Annotated in this window: 15 protein-coding genes; 8 read left to right on the top strand and 7 right to left on the bottom strand. The window is 67.7% G+C overall.

The genetic code is table 11. From position 1 onward, the window contains the following. Positions 1-27 precede the first annotated feature (27 nt). Positions 28-762, bottom strand: coding sequence for an IclR family transcriptional regulator (locus tag AC5RT3_RS10155; RefSeq protein WP_494008608.1), 735 nt, complete (start codon positions 760-762; stop codon positions 28-30). Positions 763-1014: 252 nt separating this feature from the next. Here AC5RT3_RS10155 and AC5RT3_RS10150 point away from each other — a divergent pair, with 252 nt between their 5' ends. Beyond that, positions 1015-2346, top strand: a complete 1332-nt coding sequence (locus AC5RT3_RS10150) for an MFS transporter (RefSeq protein WP_494124072.1) — start codon at positions 1015-1017, stop codon at positions 2344-2346. Positions 2347-2510: 164 nt separating this feature from the next. Here the strand turns inward: AC5RT3_RS10150 and AC5RT3_RS10145 are convergent, their stop codons facing one another. From AC5RT3_RS10145 to AC5RT3_RS10135, 3 genes are all read right to left on the bottom strand, one after another. After that, positions 2511-3158, bottom strand: a complete 648-nt coding sequence (locus tag AC5RT3_RS10145; RefSeq protein WP_494051335.1) for a phosphoribosyltransferase — start codon at positions 3156-3158, stop codon at positions 2511-2513. An 88-nt stretch (positions 3159-3246) separates the two neighbouring features. Beyond that, positions 3247-4074, bottom strand: a complete 828-nt coding sequence (locus AC5RT3_RS10140) for an alpha/beta fold hydrolase (protein ID WP_494008606.1) — start codon at positions 4072-4074, stop codon at positions 3247-3249. A 63-nt stretch (positions 4075-4137) separates the two neighbouring features. Then, positions 4138-5535, bottom strand: coding sequence for an amino acid permease (locus AC5RT3_RS10135; RefSeq protein WP_494008605.1), 1398 nt, complete (start codon positions 5533-5535; stop codon positions 4138-4140). Between the two features lie 243 nt (positions 5536-5778). Here AC5RT3_RS10135 and AC5RT3_RS10130 point away from each other — a divergent pair, with 243 nt between their 5' ends. From AC5RT3_RS10130 to AC5RT3_RS10110, 5 genes are read left to right on the top strand one after another with little or no spacing between them, the layout of a single operon-like run. After that, on the top strand, positions 5779-6489 hold the full coding sequence (locus AC5RT3_RS10130; protein ID WP_494008604.1) for an NUDIX hydrolase: 711 nt from the start codon (positions 5779-5781) through the stop codon (positions 6487-6489). Beyond that, on the top strand, positions 6486-7790 hold the full coding sequence (gene nadA, locus AC5RT3_RS10125) for a quinolinate synthase NadA (protein ID WP_494050723.1): 1305 nt from the start codon (positions 6486-6488) through the stop codon (positions 7788-7790). Before AC5RT3_RS10130 ends, nadA begins: the two co-directional genes overlap by 4 nt. Positions 7791-7805: 15 nt before the next feature. Continuing rightward, the gene (locus AC5RT3_RS10120) at positions 7806-9593 is read left to right on the top strand and encodes an L-aspartate oxidase (protein ID WP_494124071.1); all 1788 of its coding nucleotides are present in this window, start codon (positions 7806-7808) and stop codon (positions 9591-9593) included. After that, positions 9586-10503 carry a carboxylating nicotinate-nucleotide diphosphorylase gene (nadC, locus tag AC5RT3_RS10115; RefSeq protein ID WP_494103129.1) on the top strand — a complete coding sequence of 306 codons (918 nt, stop codon included), beginning with the start codon at positions 9586-9588 and terminating at the stop codon, positions 10501-10503. The genes AC5RT3_RS10120 and nadC overlap by 8 nt, the downstream gene beginning before the upstream one ends. Before the next feature lie 7 nt (positions 10504-10510). Then, a complete protein-coding gene (locus tag AC5RT3_RS10110) occupies positions 10511-11668 on the top strand; it encodes a cysteine desulfurase family protein (protein ID WP_494124070.1) in 1158 nt (385 codons plus the stop codon). A gap of 76 nt (positions 11669-11744) precedes the next feature. Here the strand turns inward: AC5RT3_RS10110 and AC5RT3_RS10105 are convergent, their stop codons facing one another. After that, positions 11745-12404 carry a DUF1684 domain-containing protein gene (locus AC5RT3_RS10105; RefSeq protein WP_494050719.1) on the bottom strand — a complete coding sequence of 220 codons (660 nt, stop codon included), beginning with the start codon at positions 12402-12404 and terminating at the stop codon, positions 11745-11747. 160 nt (positions 12405-12564) lie between these two features. Here AC5RT3_RS10105 and AC5RT3_RS10100 point away from each other — a divergent pair, with 160 nt between their 5' ends. Together AC5RT3_RS10100 and AC5RT3_RS10095 are read left to right on the top strand one after the other, a co-directional pair. Next, positions 12565-13371, top strand: a complete 807-nt coding sequence (locus AC5RT3_RS10100) for a hypothetical protein (RefSeq protein ID WP_494124069.1) — start codon at positions 12565-12567, stop codon at positions 13369-13371. Positions 13372-13442: 71 nt separating this feature from the next. Continuing rightward, positions 13443-14249 carry a transglutaminase-like domain-containing protein gene (locus AC5RT3_RS10095; RefSeq protein ID WP_494050717.1) on the top strand — a complete coding sequence of 269 codons (807 nt, stop codon included), beginning with the start codon at positions 13443-13445 and terminating at the stop codon, positions 14247-14249. Here the strand turns inward: AC5RT3_RS10095 and AC5RT3_RS10090 are convergent. Together AC5RT3_RS10090 and AC5RT3_RS10085 are read right to left on the bottom strand one after the other, a co-directional pair. Then, positions 14246-14707, bottom strand: coding sequence for a MarR family winged helix-turn-helix transcriptional regulator (locus AC5RT3_RS10090; protein ID WP_009356527.1), 462 nt, complete (start codon positions 14705-14707; stop codon positions 14246-14248). The genes AC5RT3_RS10095 and AC5RT3_RS10090 overlap by 4 nt on opposite strands. Beyond that, entirely contained in the window at positions 14707-15816 is a 1110-nt protein-coding gene (locus AC5RT3_RS10085) for an LLM class flavin-dependent oxidoreductase (protein WP_494008596.1), read from the bottom strand. Before AC5RT3_RS10085 ends, AC5RT3_RS10090 begins: the two co-directional genes overlap by 1 nt. Positions 15817-15841 lie beyond the last annotated feature (25 nt).

The following is a 15841-nucleotide window of genomic DNA, read 5'->3' as shown; positions in this document are numbered from 1 at the left end:
CCGGCAGGCGGGCAACTGACCGTGCCGCTAGGCCAGCTGGCGCTCGATCCGGGCGGCGCTTTCGGCAAGGGCAGCCCCCACTGTCTCCGGATCATGGGCGGAACGGATATAGACGACGGCGAGCGCGGCCGGGCGTCCGCCAGGCACCCGAACCGGGGCTGCCAGCGAGGATACGCCCGCAATGACTTCGTCGTGGCTGGCCGAGTATCCCTTCCGGCGTGCCTCGCCCGCCTCCGGGCGGTAGGGGATTCCTGTGTTCAGCCGGTCCCATTCGGCTTCCGTGAGTGCCGACTGGATGGCAATGCCGGGCGCACCGGCATTGATCGGGTGCCGGGTGCCGGGATGCTGCGCCACCGTTGCCCCTGAATGCCTCGGCTCAACCGTGACCAGGGTGATGCAGTCGTGGTGGTCCCACACCGCCACGAACGCCGTCATGTCGAGGGTATTGGCGAGGTGCGTCAGCTCGGGAAGCGCCGCGGCCTGGAGGTTCCGCGAAACCCCGCGCGCCAGGACAGCCAGCCCGGGCCCCGGCTGGACCTTGCCGGCGTCGTCCCGCACCAGGAGCGAATGGTCTTCAAGGGTCCGCAGGATCCGGTAGGCCACCGACCGGTGCACCCCCATGGCGTCAGCAAGTTCCGCGATGGTCATCGGGCCGGAGGCGGCGGCGAGGATTTCCAGGGCACGGATGCCCCTGGACAGCGTCTGGGACGCGGAAGCCTGCGCCGGCGCGGCGCCTGAAGGGGCTGCGGCGGTGGGGGTCATGGTTTCCATCCTAGGTGGCCGGCCGATTGCGTTCCGTACTTCCTATTGTGGCCCAGTTCGCAAACTTTTTCGGAATGTGAACCGCGGATTCCCATATGGAACTCAGCATCCAAGGCGTCAGCGGGAGTGAAAATTCTTGCAGGGCGTGTTTTGGCTCACAAATTCGTAGTACCCTTCTAACTAACTGACCGTTCTGTCGGTAATCCTGAAGGCGTCCCGGCGGCAAAGCTGCCACTGAACAATGGAGTTTCAATGACCACACCGTCCAAGGTGGACACCCTTGCCGGCCCCAGCACCCGCCGGGAGGAACGTAAGGTCCTCGCCGGCACCCTGGTGGGCACCACCATCGAGTGGTACGACTTCTTCATCTTTGCCCAGTTGACCGCAACGCTGCTGTCACCGCTGTTCCTGGCACCGCTGAACGAATCGAACCCCGGCCTGGCCCAGATCCTCTCCTTCGCCCTGATCGGCATCAGCTTCCTGTTCCGGCCGCTCGGCGCCGTCGTCGCAGGCCACTTGGGCGACCGGCTGGGTCGCAAGGCGGTGCTTGTGATGACGCTCGTGATGATGGGCGCTGCCACCGCCTTGATCGGCATGCTGCCCACCTATGCCCAGATCGGCGCGTGGGCGCCTATCCTCCTGATCCTGCTCCGCATCCTCCAGGGATTCTCTGCTGGAGGTGAATGGGGAGGGGCGGCGCTGATGGCGGTTGAACATGCGCCACTGAACAAACGCGGCCTGTTCGGTGCCTACCCGCAGATCGGTGTGCCGATCGGCATGATCCTGGCCACAGGCCTGCTGTTCCTGCTCAACACCAGCATGCCACGGGAAGATTTCACCACATGGGGCTGGCGCGTGCCGTTCCTGCTCTCGATCGTCCTCATCGTTGTTGGCTACCTGATCCGCCGCGCCGTGGCCGAAAGCCCGGTGTTCCAGGAAATGGCCGCACGGAAGCAGGAAAGCAAAGCCCCGCTGGGTGAGCTGGTCCGGAACCACAAAAAGCCGGTCCTGTACTCCACCATGATTTTCATCGCGAACAATGCTGCCGGCTATCTGCTGATCGCCTTCTTCATCGCCTACGCCACCCGGACCCTGCAGATGCCTACACCCCAGGTTCTCCTGGCCACCACCCTTGCGTCGTTCGGCTGGCTGATCTTTACCTTGGCGGGAGGCTGGCTCTCGGACCGGATCGGCCGGGTCAAGACGTTCCTCTCGGGTTACGCCATCATCTTCGTCTGGATGATTCCCATGTTCGCCCTGATAGACACGAAGAACATCTGGCTCTACGGTGTGGCTCTGTTCGTCCTAACCATCGGACTGGGCCTCTCGTATGGCCCCATGTCCGCGATGTACGCCGAAATGTTCCCTGCCAATGTCCGCTACTCGGGCATTTCCATCGGCTACGCCTTCGGCGCGATCCTGGGCGGCGCGTTTGCGGCCACCATCGCCGAGACCCTGCTGCAGACCACCAGGTGGACGGGCTCCATCGGCATCTACATCATGGTGCTCTGCGTCATCTCCGCCATCGGCGTGGTGCTGGCCAAGGAAACCAAGGGCCGGCCGCTGGGAGTCAGCCACCACTAGTCCCCACCGTCGCCCTAACCTCGCTTCGCTCGGCCAGGGGACCCTGATGGCGTGGGCCCAGCCCTGTCTATCCGGCAGATGGTCCGACCGGGAAGCCCCTGAAGACAGGCCGACGGCGGGCCCGGACCATGTGGTCCGGGCCCGCCGCCGTGTGGCTGGAAGTGCTACTGCCCCAGGAAGCTGATGGCGGCGTCGTCGGTCAGTTGTTCGAAATGCCGGTAGAAGCTGCCCACCGCACGGAACTTGCCCGGCACGTGCAGGCAGAGCACGGCGTCGCAGACGCGCTCCACGGAGGCCTCGGCATCGATGGACGCCACCGGGGCGGCGGCCACCACGGTGGCGGCCCCACCTTCGCGGACTGCCTCGACGGCGGCCCGCATGGTGGCGCCGGTAGCCAGGCCGTCGTCCACCAGCACCACAGTCTTCCCGCGCAGGTCATGGCCGGTGCCGGGGTAGAGGTCCACGCGGCGAAGAAGTTCGGCGCGCTCGCGCTGCTCCACCTCATCAAGCCACTCGCGGCGCACCCCGTGCTCCAGGACGCGGTCAAGCAGGGGTTTGTTGAGGAGCCGGACGGTGCGGCCGCGTGCCCACGCCAGTGCTCCATAGGCGGTCTCCTCATGGCCGGGGATGCCCAGTTTCCGCACCAGCACCGTTCCCAGGGGAAGGTAGAGGGCCTTGGCCGCCGCAGCGGCCACGGGGATCCCGCCACGTGCCAGGCCCAGGACCAGGGTGTCCGGCCGCTCCCGGAACTGCGGAAGCACCGCGGCCAGGCGCTCGCCGGCCTCCATGCGGTCTTCGAAACGCGTAACCATCTGCTCCTCCAGGCTTGCCTGCACCTGGTTTCAGCCTACCGCCAGCCCCGGTGGCCGGCGCCCTTGCCATGCGGCAGGGACGCGGGACCTAGATGGCCAGGAACGCGATGGCGGCCTGCTTGAAGGCCCGGCTGGTAACGGCGTTGGTGTGGTTGCGTCCCGGCAGGACAAGCTGTTCGGCCATGGAACCGGCGCTTGCCGCCAGCTCAGCGAGTTTCGGAAGGCTGCCCACCCGTTCGTCCTGGTCGCCGGAGACCAGGAGCATCGGAACGTGCGGGACGGCCTCGGCGGGGTCGTAGGGTTCGGCCTTGATGGCCTCCACCAGGGACAGGAGGGCAAAGATGTTGTTGCTGGGCAGCAGCAGGGCCATCTTCAGGAGGCGTGCGGTGGACTCGTCAGCTATCGGGGTGCCGTCGGCCAGGTAGTCCTGCGCGGCCACCAGGTCGAACTCGGCCAGCGGATCGGCGGTGTTCGCTCCGCCAAGAACCAGGCGGTGGACGATTTCCGGCTGGGTGGCGCCGAACTCCCAGGCGAGCCGGGAACCCAGCGAATAGCCCACAACGTCGAGTCCGCTGGAAGGGTCATCCTCCTGCAGCGGCCGGACACCGGCGTCGAACGCGGCCTGGAGCAGGTCCGCCCGGATCCTGCTGGGGGAGTAGGAGTCGCGGTCCTCCGGCGCGCCGCTGCGGCCGTGCCCCGGCAGGTCCACGGTGATCACCCGGCGTCCGGCCTGCAGCAGGGCCTGCACCCAGCCGGTGTCCTCCCAGTTCAGCTTGGAGGAGGAGGAAAAGCCGTGCAGCAGCAGCACCGGCCGGAGCCCGGCGTCCTCCGCCGGTTCGTGAACCCCCACGTACAGCTGGGGGTCCGTACCCTCGACGGTATGCGTTTGCTGTTGGCCGGTGTGCCTGCCGCTCATGCTGTCAGTCCTCATCAACTCATGCGTCCGGGCAGACCCGGCGCGACGGTGCCTGGCATCACTCTACCTGCCGTGCTGGTGCCCCGCGGTGCCGGAGGTCCGGCTTGCGAAGCGGGCTCCCAGTGCGCAGGCGAGGGCGATGCCGGCGATCAGGGCAAAGGTGCTGAAAAGCTGCACGCGGCTGGTGGCGGCGCTGAAGCCGACCGCAAAGATCAGTCCCAGCAGGACCAGGCCAACGATGGTGAGGCCCGGGAAGCCCTTCATCCGCAGGGGGAGTGGAATGCCCTCCCGGTCCGCGCGCCGGCGCAGCACCAGCTGGGATACCAGTGCGCTGCCCCACACCACCAGGCAAGTGGATCCCACCAGCTGGAAGAGGGCCGGAAGGATGCGCTCCGGAAACAGCAGTTCCAGGACGGTGGCAATGAAGCCGAATGCAACGGAGACCGCAACCGCCAGCATGGGGACGCTCTGCCCGGCCAGCCGGGACAGGAAAGCCGGCGCCTCCCCCCGCTCAGCCAGCGAATAGACCATCCGCGACGCGCCGTACAGGTTGGCATTCAGCGCAGAGAGGAGTGCTACGACGGCCACCAGGGTTATGGCGGTGGCGGCACCCGGGATGCCGGCGACACCGAGGACGCCGGCGAAAGGCGACGCCAGCCCGCCGGACGTGGCGGGAAGGACGGCCGCGATGACGAATACCGAGCCGATGTAGAACACCAGGATCCGCCACACCACGGTGCGGATGGCTTTTCCCACGCTGTGCTCGGGATCCTCCGTCTCCGCTGCCGCCACGGAAACGATCTCCGTTCCGCCGAAGGCGAAGATCACCACGAAGAGTGCCGAGGCGATGCCTCCCAGTCCTTGGGGGGCGAAGTCCGTGGTGAGGTTTGCCAGGCCCGGGGAGGCAACGTCCGGCAGGAGTCCCAGCAGAAGGGCTGCGCCCACTATCAGGAACAGGACGATCGCGGCCACCTTGAGGATGGCGAACCAGAATTCGAACTCCCCGAAGTTCCGGACCCCGGCCAGGTTGATGCCGGTGAACACCACCATGAACACGAGCGCGAGAGCCCAAACCGGGATGACGGGCCATACCGAAAACAGCAGCCCCGCGGCACCGAGTGCTTCGGCGGCGATGACCACCACCAGCTGCAGCCACCACAGCCACCCGATGGTGGCCCCCGCGGTCTTGCCCAGGGCCCTTTCGGCGTAGACGGAGAAGGCCCCGCTGTTCGGGTTTGCCGCCGCCATCTCACCCAGTGCCCACATCACCAGGATGATGAGTGTCCCCGCCACAAGGTAGGAGACCAGCACCGCGGGGCCCGCCGCCTGGATGCCGGCGCCGGAACCGAGGAACAAGCCGGCGCCGATGGCGGATCCAAGCCCCATCATGGTGAGCTGTCGGGGCTTCATGCTGTGGCCGAGGTGGTGCTGTGGGCGGGCGGGGGCGGACTTCGTCGTCATGGAAGTGAACCTTCTTGGGGTCTTGGGTTTTCATCCTCTTGGGACCACTCGAATTTACCGCCTGGCGGGCGCCCTGCCGAACCGCCCCGGCTGCGCCCCCGGGCGCATCCGGCCCGGGCCGCGTTTCCGCTGTGAGACACATTTCTGGTTTATAGCCTGCTGCCCTTAGAATCAGTTATGGTCATGTTGACTATAACTACTGTGGCCACGCAGCCGGACCGTTATGAGTGAGGAGGTGGATGCATGTACTACAGCTCAGCGAACGTTTCCGAGCGCCGTGCCGCGCCCCCTTCGCTTGCCATCTCCACGGTGATCTTCGCGTTGCGTCCCAGTGAAACGTCGGGCCGGCCCACCCTGTGGCTGCCGCTGGTGCGCCGCATCCGCGAACCCTTCAAGGGGCTGTGGGCCCTGCCGGGCGGACCGCTCAGCCATGAGGAGTCCCTCCAGGACGCCGCATCACGGAACCTTCGGGAAACGACCGGCCTGGCCCCCAACTACCTCGAGCAGCTGTACGCCTTTGGCGGCCTGCACCGGTCACCCACCCAGCGGGTGGTCTCCATCGTCTACTGGGCCCTGGTCCAGCCGACGGAGGCAGCGCTGGCTGACGTTTCAGAGAACGTGCGGTGGTTCCGGGCGGACCGGTTGGGCGACCTGGCGTTCGACCACAACGCGATCGTGGACTACGCACTCTGGCGCCTGCGGAACAAGCTGGCCTACGGCTCGGTGGCGTACCACCTCCTGGGCGAGTACTTCACCCTGGCCCAGGTCCGCGAGGTCTACGAAGCGGTCCTGGACCGCCAGCTGGATCCCGCCAACTTCCGGCGCCAGCTCAGGTCCACCCCGGAAATCGAAGAAACAGACCACTTCCTCCAGGGCGGCAAACACCGCCCGCCCCGCCTCTACCGCTTCACCGGCCGGCCCGGCCTTGATCCAGACAACAGGAGCACACTATGAGCAGCGTCAACACCGCAATCCAGCTGATCACGCGTGAACAGGCCGAAAAGGGCGCAGCCGCCAAAGGCAGCACCTGCAGCCCCGCCCTCGCCAAGGGCCCATGGGACTACGATCTGGCAGAGGCGCTCGCCGGCATCCCGGCCTACGGTCCCGGAGCCTCCAGCGCCGACGTGGCCCCGGCGGCCACACCACGGCAGGGACAGCTGCCCGAGGAATACAAGCTGGCCAGCGACGCCGAGCTTGCCGAACGCATCACCGCCGCCAAAGCGGCACTGGGGGACCGGGCCGTCATCCTGGGGCACTTCTACCAGCGGGACGAGGTTGTCCAGTACGCGGACTTCGTGGGCGATTCCTTCCAGCTTGCCAACGCCGCCCTGACCCGGCCCGACGCAGAGGCGATCATCTTCTGCGGAGTCCACTTCATGGCCGAAACTGCGGACATCCTCTCCAAGCCCGACCAGGCCGTCATCCTGCCCAACCTCGCCGCCGGCTGCTCCATGGCGGACATGGCCGACGCCGATTCGGTGGCCGAGTGCTGGGAACAGCTGGAGGAAATCTTCGGCACCGAGCCCGACGCCGACGGCCGGGTTCCGGTCATTCCCGTCACGTACATGAATTCCTCGGCAGCCCTCAAGGCGTTTTGCGGCGAGCACGGGGGCATCGTGTGCACCTCGTCCAACGCAAAGACAGTCCTTGAATGGGCCTTCCAGCGGGCACAGCGCGTGCTGTTCTTCCCGGACCAGCACCTGGGCCGCAACACGGCCAAGGCGCTGGGCGTGCCGCTGGAGCAGATGCCCATGTGGAACCCGCGCAAGGAGCTCGGCGGCAACGTGGAGCAGGCGCTCCTGGATTCCCGGGTGATCCTGTGGCACGGGTTCTGCTCGGTACACAAGCGCTTCACTACCGCCCAGATCGACAAGGCACGGGCCGATTTCCCCGGCGTCCAGGTGATCGTCCACCCGGAATGCCCCATGGAAGTGGTGGACGCCGCGGATTCCGCCGGTTCGACGGACTTCATCAAGAAAGCCATCGCCGGCGCCACGGAGCCCACAACCTTCGCGATCGGCACCGAGATCAACATGGTGAACCGGCTGGCTGCAGAATATCCGCAGCACACCATCTTCTGCCTGGACCCCGTCATCTGTCCCTGCTCCACCATGTACCGGATCCACCCCGGCTACCTCGCCTGGGTGCTGGAGGAACTTGTTGCCGGCCGCGTGGTCAACAGGATCACCGTGGACGACGCCGTGCAGGCCAATGCCCGGACCGCCCTCGAGCGCATGCTCGCGGCCAGGCCATAGCGAAAGCCTCCCACCATGTTCGAACGAGGGACGGTCCCGCCCGGGGCCAGCTCAGGAGCTCCCGCCCGGCGGCGGCTCCTCGTCGTCGGAAGCGGCATCGCCGGCCTGTACGCCGCCCTGCTGGCGGCCGACGCCGGTGCCGATACCGTCCTGCTGACCAAGGGCCGGCTGGACGAGAGCAACACCTGGTACGCGCAGGGCGGGATTTCGGCCGTGCTCCAGGACCCCGCGGCCGGCGATACCGTGGCCGCGCACATCGCGGACACGCTGCGGGCCGGGGCGGGGCATTGTGATGAAGGGGCCGTCCGGCTCATGTGCACCGAAGCGCGGCTGGACATCGAGGGCCTCCGGCGCTTCGGCGTGCGCTTTGACATGGGGAACGACGGCGGCCCGGCCCTTGGCCTCGAAGCCGCCCACAGCGCGCCACGCATCCTCCATGCCGGCGGCGATGCCACCGGTGCCAGGGTCGCCGAAGCCCTGATCCGTTCCGTGCTTACAGCACAGGCGGAAGGAAGACTCAAGGTTCTGAGCCGGGCCTACGCAACCGCCCTCCTGCAGGACGGCGGCCGGGTCACCGGACTGGAGTACCTGCAGGACGGCGGTACCGCCAGCATCGAAGCGGATGCCGTTCTGCTGGCCACCGGAGGTGCCGGACAGCTGTTCGCCCAGACCACCAACCCCGGCGTTGCCACCGCCGACGGCCTGGCGCTCGCCGTCCGTGCCGGCGCAGCCACCGCAGACCTCGAATTCTTCCAGTTCCACCCGACCTGCATGGTGGACACGGCTGGCGAACCTGCCGCCGCAGCCGGGCCACTGCTGATCTCCGAAGCGGTCCGCGGGGAAGGTGCCATCCTGGTGGACTCCGGCGGGCGCCGCTTCATGCGTGCCTACCACCCCGACGCCGAACTCGCCCCGCGAGACGTCGTGTCGCGGAGCATCGCCCTCCACCTGGCCAAACTCGGCGACCCCAACGGCCACGTCTACCTCGACGCACGGGTCATAGAGCAGGCACGCGGCGCAGGGTTCCTCGAGCGCCGGTTCCCCACCCTCACCCGGAAGACCCGCGAGGCCGGCATCGACTGGACCCGTGAACTTGTCCCCGTGGCACCGGCGGCCCACTACTGGATGGGCGGCGTCGCCACCGATTACTCCGCACGCACCAGCATCCCCGGGCTCTACGCCGCCGGTGAAGTCGCCCGCACCGGTGTCCACGGGGGAAACCGTTTGGCCAGCAACTCGCTCCTCGAAGGACTCGTCTTCGGCCGCCGCGCTGTTGAGTCTTTCCTCTCCTCGCCCGACGGCGTTGGCTGGGTGGCGCCTGACGGCGCCCCTCCGCATGCTAGCTCGGCCGCGGGCGGCCTCCCTTTGACGCATGCTTCCGGGGCGCCGTCAGGCACCGGGTCGGAGCGTGCCTTGGGTGCCGCTCGAGTACAACAGGCTGGCGGGGCCGGTTACTCGCGGATTGGGGGCCTGGATGCTCCGTTTTCGCGGGAGGCTCTTCGGCGGGTGATGACTTCACATGCTGGGGTTTTGCGGTCAGGGGAGCTGCTCGGGGAGGTTGCAGGCACCCTGGAGCGGTGGGCCGGCGTCGTTCCATCCCCAGCTCCTGTTCCTGCGCATGCTCCTGCTCCTGGCGAGCTTGATGTTGTGGCTGCGTATGAGGACCGGAATCTGCTGTTGGCTGCCCGGTTGCTCGTTGCTGCCGCGCTGGAACGCTCCGAATCCCTTGGTGCCCATTACCGCAGCGACGAACCCGTCGAAACCATTTCACTTCGTCCGAAAGCGAGCCTTGTCCATGACTGAGCACTCCGTAATCGACCAGGCTGTCCGTCCCCGGCCGGTCCCCGGCCTGACCCTTCCGGCAGGACCCGTCCGGGAAATCCTGGAACGTGCCCTCGCCGAGGACGCGCCCGCAGGGGACATCACTTCCCAGCTGCTGATCCCGGCTGCCGCCCGCGCCACGGCCGTGCTGAACGCCCGCGTGCCCGGCGTCCTGAGCGGGGCCACGGTGTTCCGTGATGCCATGCAGCTGGTGGATCCGGACATCAGCGTTGAATTGCTGGTGGCGGACGGGGAGGCGTTCGACGCCGGCACCCACCTCGCCCGCGTCAGCGGCCCCGCCAGGTCCGTGCTGCTCGCCGAGCGGGTTGCACTCAACCTGGTCCAGCGGATGTCCGCCATCGCCACCTGGACCGCCGAGTTCGTGCAGCTGACAGAAGGCACGCGGGCACGGATCACCGACACCCGCAAAACCACCCCCGGCCTGCGCATCCTGGAGCGCTTCGCCGTCCGCTGCGGGGGCGGGGCCAACCACCGGTACAGCCTTTCCGACGCCGTGCTGGCCAAGGACAACCACCTGGCAGTAATGACCGGCGGGGATCCCGCCAGGCTCACGGAACTGCTGCTCGAGGCCAGGGCGCACCTGGGGCACACCACCCACTTCGAAGTGGAAGTGGACCGGATGGACCAGATCGAACCGGTCCTGGCGGCAGGCGTGGACACCATCATGCTGGATAACTTCAGCATCGAAGAGCTGGCCGCAGGAGTTGCCCTGGTGGCAGGACGGGCCCGGGTGGAAGCGAGCGGGAACGTCAACATCCACACGGTCGCAGCGATCGCCGCCACCGGCGTGGACGTGATCTCCGTCGGTGCCCTGACCCACACAGTGGCAGCCCTTGACCTCGGCCTGGACGTGGAACTGACCGTCGGGTGAGCGCACTGTGATTTTCCTGGACGCCGCCGCCACGACCCCGGTCCGCCGTGAGGTTCTCGAGGCCATGTGGCCCTACCTCACCGGAGAATTCGGGAACCCGTCCAGCCACCACACGCTGGGGGAGTCCGCCGCGCGGGCACTCGCCGATGCCCGCGCCTCCGTGGCCGCCGCACTGGGCTGCCGGCCGGGCGAAGTGACGTTTACATCGGGAGGAACCGAAGCGGACAACCTGGCCGTAAAGGGCATCGCCCTGGCCCGGCAGGCCGCTGACCCTGCCTTGAACCGGGTGGTGATCAGCGCCGTCGAACACCCGGCCGTGGAGGAGTCCGCCCGCTACCTGGAACGCTTCCACGGCTTCAGCGTGGACGTGGTCCCGGTGGACAGCTCCGGGCAGGTGACTCCCGCGGCGCTCAAGGATGTCCTCCGGCCGGAAACGGCGCTGGTCAGCGTGATGTACGCCAACAATGAGGTGGGCACCGTCCAGCCGGTCGCGGAGCTGGCCGCCCTGGCCCGGGAGCGCGGAGTCCCCTTCCACACCGACGCAGTGCAGGCGGCGGGCTGGCTGCCCCTGGACAGCAAGGCCCTCGGCGTGGACGCAATGAGCATTTCCGGCCACAAACTGGGGGCGCCCAAAGGCTGTGGCGTGCTGTACGTCCGGGGCCGGACAAGGGTAGAGCCCCTTATCCACGGGGGCGGGCAGGAACGGGGCCGGCGGTCCGGCACGGAGAACGTTGCCGGGGCCGTCGGCCTGGCCACGGCCCTGGCGCTCTCCCAGGCACGCCAGCAGGACCAGCAGGCAAGGGTCGCTGCGCTTCGGGACAACTTCATCAGTGCAGTGTTGTCCGCCGTCCCCGGTGCGGTCCTCACCGGCCATCCCGCGGCCCGTCTCCCGTCCGTGGCGTCATTCTGCTTCCCGGGCACCAGCGGCGAGTCCGTGCTGCTGGAACTGGAACGCCAAGGGGTGGTGTGCTCCAGCGGCTCGGCATGTGCCGCCGGCTCGGATGCACCGTCGCCGGTGCTGACGGCATTGGGGATTCCCGCCGAGGTTGCCCAGACGGCGGTCCGGTTCAGCTTCGATGCGTCCGTCACCGCGGAGGACCTGGACGCCGCGGCCGCCGCTGTTGGTTCCGCCGTCACGAGCGTCAGGGCCCTGGGCGCGGGCTGACGCCGCTGCCCAACGGTTACCCAGCGGTGCTGCGCAACGGCGCTACCCAGCGGTGCGACGACGGCTCGGGTGGGCGTCAGTACAGCTCGCCCACGGGGATATCCACCGCCAGCCGGTTGGCCGGGCCCGGCAGGGGGCACGCCCACGCCTCGTTGTAGGCGCAGGACGGGTTGTAGGCAAAGTTGAAGTCCAGGACGAATGTGGCATCCGGGCCGGTGCCCTGGACGCCGTGGAAGGCGCCCTTGATGGTGTCCAGGAGGTACCGTCCGCCGCCGTAGCTGCCGCCCGGCTGGCCGGCGGTCGCATCCCTGAACGGCACGAAGATGCCGCCGCCGTATCCATGCAGCTTCCATACAGCCAGCTGCCCCATTTCCGGCAGGTCAAACGTGCCCAGCCGGATGAAGTGGACCACGCCGTCAGTACCGGTGTCCACTGCCATTTCCCGGCCTGCGCCCTCCTTGGTCAGCGGCACATGGAACCGGTAGATGGGGTCGTAGTCGGCCGTTTTGAGGCCGGAGAACAGCGCCTTGCCTCCGGCAGTGAGGGCCGAGGCCGGGTGGGTGGCAAACATGAGGTCCCGCTGGTGCCGCCAGTAGGAGTGGGCTTCCGCCGGGTTTTCGGCGGAGATCTTCCGGACGTTTTCGTAAAGCGCAAAGGTCCGGAGCCGCCAGTCGGCGATGTCGACGGCGGAAATGTCCGCGGGGTTTTCTTCGGCCGTGCCGTGCTGTTCCGCCATAGTCCCCAGCCTAGTCCCCGTGACACGTATGCCGGTCCCGTCGCGACACGCCCGCCGGGTGCGCCCGGTCCTGCCGGTGGCGTCCCGGACAGTCGGGGCGTAGGGGAAACACGCCCGCCGGCCGCCGTGCCGGGCAGGAAAGCGCCGCTAGGCTGGCTTCATGAGAGGCAAGGCACCGGTTCCAGTCCTGTCCGCGGTTTTCCTGCTGGCCGCCGCCCTGACCGTGCCTGGATGCTCAGGGCAGCAGGAAAGCGGTCCTGGTTGGACCGCGCGGCCTGACGCGACGCCACAGTCAACTGCCGGCCCAAGTGCCGGTTCCGGAGCGTCAACGGCACCTGCCACGGAAGGTGCTTCCGCCACGGCCACCGCGGGACCATCACCTGCCCCCACGGCCGCTGCCTGGAAGACGTTCTCCGATCCCGCAAGGACAGTAAGTTTCGAGCTGCCCCAGGACTGGATCGCCCAGTCCGTGACGCCCGACGAGGGGACGCTCCCTGGCGCGCTGAAGATCGAGGTCAAGAAGCCCGACGGCACGTTCATGGCTGCCTTGCGGACTGGACTGCCGCCGTCGGCCGCTGACTGCCCCGAAAGCGCCCGCAAGCCGTACACCGTGATTAGCAGCCTGCCGGTGGACGTGGCGGCCGGGGGCGGCGAGGGGACCATTCCGCCACGAATGGTGTTCCGGGTGATCCAGGGGTACAGGTTCTTCGGGTCCTACGGCATCACAAACGTGGTGGGCGGCGCCGGCAACCAGGCCTGCGAACTCCGGAACGTGGTCCGCGGACCAGCCGGCAAGGGGGACTGGTCCTTCGGCGACCTGGTGTCCCTGAAGGCGTTCGCGCCGGACCAGAAGGTGGCGCCCGCGAAGGCGTTCGACACACTTGGGCAGGCGGCGGAGTATGTGGAGGGAAGCACGGACTTTGCCAACGTGCAGCGGATGCTAATGTCTCTGGAGATCAAAAACTAGTCCCGCTGCCGGCTCCCACAGGTGCCGGAAGGGCGGCGGCTTTCCTTCCGACGCCGACACCCCGGAGATTCATGGAACGCTCTGTTTCCGCACGCCTGGCCTTCCGCACCGCAGCCAACACCAAGGTGGCCATGGCCATCGCAGTGGCGCGGAACAGCGGCTATTCCTCGTTCGAGGAGTCCTTGTCCGTTAGGGCGGACGGCGAGGAGGTGGCGCTGACCGAGATCGGCGACCACCACGGCGGCAGGTTCCACTACATGGAGTTCAGCGAACCCTCCGACGTGATAGTGGAGTACGCGGCCACGGTAGCCGGCCGGGGGGAGCCGGAGGCCACCGCTCTCGCCGACCGCATCCGCTACGTCCGTCCCAGCCGGTACGCGGAGTCGGACCGGCTGCTGCCCACCGCCTATGCCGAATTCGACAGCGTCTCCGGCGCCGGCCTGCTGCAGGCGGTGCGCAACTGGGTCCACGGCGAACTCCGCTACCTGAGCGGCTCATCCCGCGGCACGGACGGGGCCGTGGAAACGCTCCTCAGCAGGCGCGGCGTGTGCCGGGACTTCGCGCACCTGGCCATCGCCCTGCTGCGGTCCAAGGACATTCCGGCCCGCCTGGCGGCGGTCTACGCCCCCGGCCTCAACCCCATGGACTTCCACGCCGTGGCCGAGGCCTACGTGGACGGCGCCTGGCACGTCATCGACCCCACGGGCCTGGCCCCGCGCGAGTCGATGCTGCGCATCACCGCCGGCCGGGACTCCTCCGATACCGCCTTCCTCTCGACGGTGGGCGGCAGCCTGGTCCTCAACCAGCTGAAGGTCACCGCCGTCGTTAACGGCGACCTGCCGGTTGAGGACGCCGGCCGGCTGGTGCAGCTGGGCTAGCGTTTTCCCAGGGAATCCCGGAGTTTGTCCGTCAGCCGCCGGAGCTCCTTCTGCTCCGCCGGAGTCAGGGCCGGGCCCACCAGCGCTGAAATGTCGCGCACGTGCTCGCGGCCAATCTCCTTCTGGAGTTCCCGGCCTTCGTCGGTGAGCTGGATCAGGATGCCGCGGCCGTCCTCCGGTGCGGGCATCCGTGCCACCAGCCCGCGCTTCTCCAGCCGCTCCACCAGCCGGCTCAGGCTGGACTGGCTTAACAGGACGTTGTCGTTGAGCTCGTTGAGCCGCAGCCAGCCGGAGGGGCAGCGGGACAGCGTGAACAGGACGTCGTACTCGTTCACCGCGAGCTTCCGGAAGGCCGGGCCGGACTGCAGCTTGCGCATCACAGCCACCTGGGCCCGGAACAGCGACTCCCAGGTCTCCGCCGCGAGACGGACGGGCGATTCCGGTCCTCCGGCAGCCATTACGCCTCCGCCGGGGTCTTTGCGGCGTCCTGGGCAGCCAGCAGCGTGGCGACCCGGCCTGCGTGGGTGGGCGGCTCCGGAACGTGGGCGGGTTTGCGCGCGGCGTACTCCTTGCGCAGCACGGGAAGGACTTCCTCGCCGAACAGGTCCAGCTGCTCCAGGACCGTCTTCAGCGGAAGGCCGGCGTGGTCAATCAGGAACAGCTGCCGCTGGTAGTCGCCGAAGTGCTCGCGGAAGGTCAGGGTCTTTTCAATGACTTCCTGTGGGCTGCCCACCGTGAGGGGCGTCTGCGCGGTGAAATCCTCCAGCGACGGCCCGTGCCCGTAAACGGGGGCGTTGTCGAAGTAGGGCCGGAATTCCTTGACCGCGTCCTGTGAGTTCTTCCGCATGAAGAACTGGCCGCCCAGGCCGACGATCGCCTGGTCCGCCTTGCCGTGCCCGTAGTGCTCGTAGCGCTCGCGGTAAAGGCCGATCAGCTGCTGGTAGTGCTCCTTGGGCCAGAAGATGTTGTTGGCGAAGAAGCCGTCACCGTAGTAAGCAGCCACTTCGGCGATCTGCGGCGTCCGGATGGACCCGTGCCAGACGAAGGGGGCGACGCCGTCGAGCGGGCGGGGCGTTGAGGTGAAGTTCTGCAGCGGGGTGCGGAACTTTCCGGACCAGTTTACGGTGTCCTCGTCCCAGAGCCGGCGCAGCAGGCTGTAGTTCTCGATGGCCAGCTCCACGCCGTCCTGGATGTTCTTGCCGAACCAGGGGTACACCGGGGCAGTGTTGCCGCGGCCCAGGACCAGGTCCACGCGCCCGTCGGCAAGATGCTGGAGCATCGCGAAGTCCTCGGCGATCTTCACGGGATCGTTCGTGGTGATCAGCGTGGTGGCCGTTGACAGGATGATCCGCTCGGTCTGCGCCGCGATGTAGGCGAGCGTTGTGGTGGGGGAGGAAGAGAAGAACGGACGGTTGTGGTGCTCGCCCAGGGCGTACACGTCCATTCCGATCTCTTCGACCTTTTTGGCGATGGCAACCGAGGCCTTGATCCGCTCGTTCTCGGTGGGAGTGCGGCCCGTGGTGGGGTCCGTGGTGATATCGCTGACGCTGAAGACGCCGATCTGCATGATGTGCCCTTTCCTGGAGTTGCGA

Source organism: Arthrobacter sp. Y3221159 (assembly GCF_059089885.1).
The sequence above is the reverse complement of the archived record's forward strand: the minus strand, read 5'-3'. Positions and strand labels throughout refer to the sequence as shown.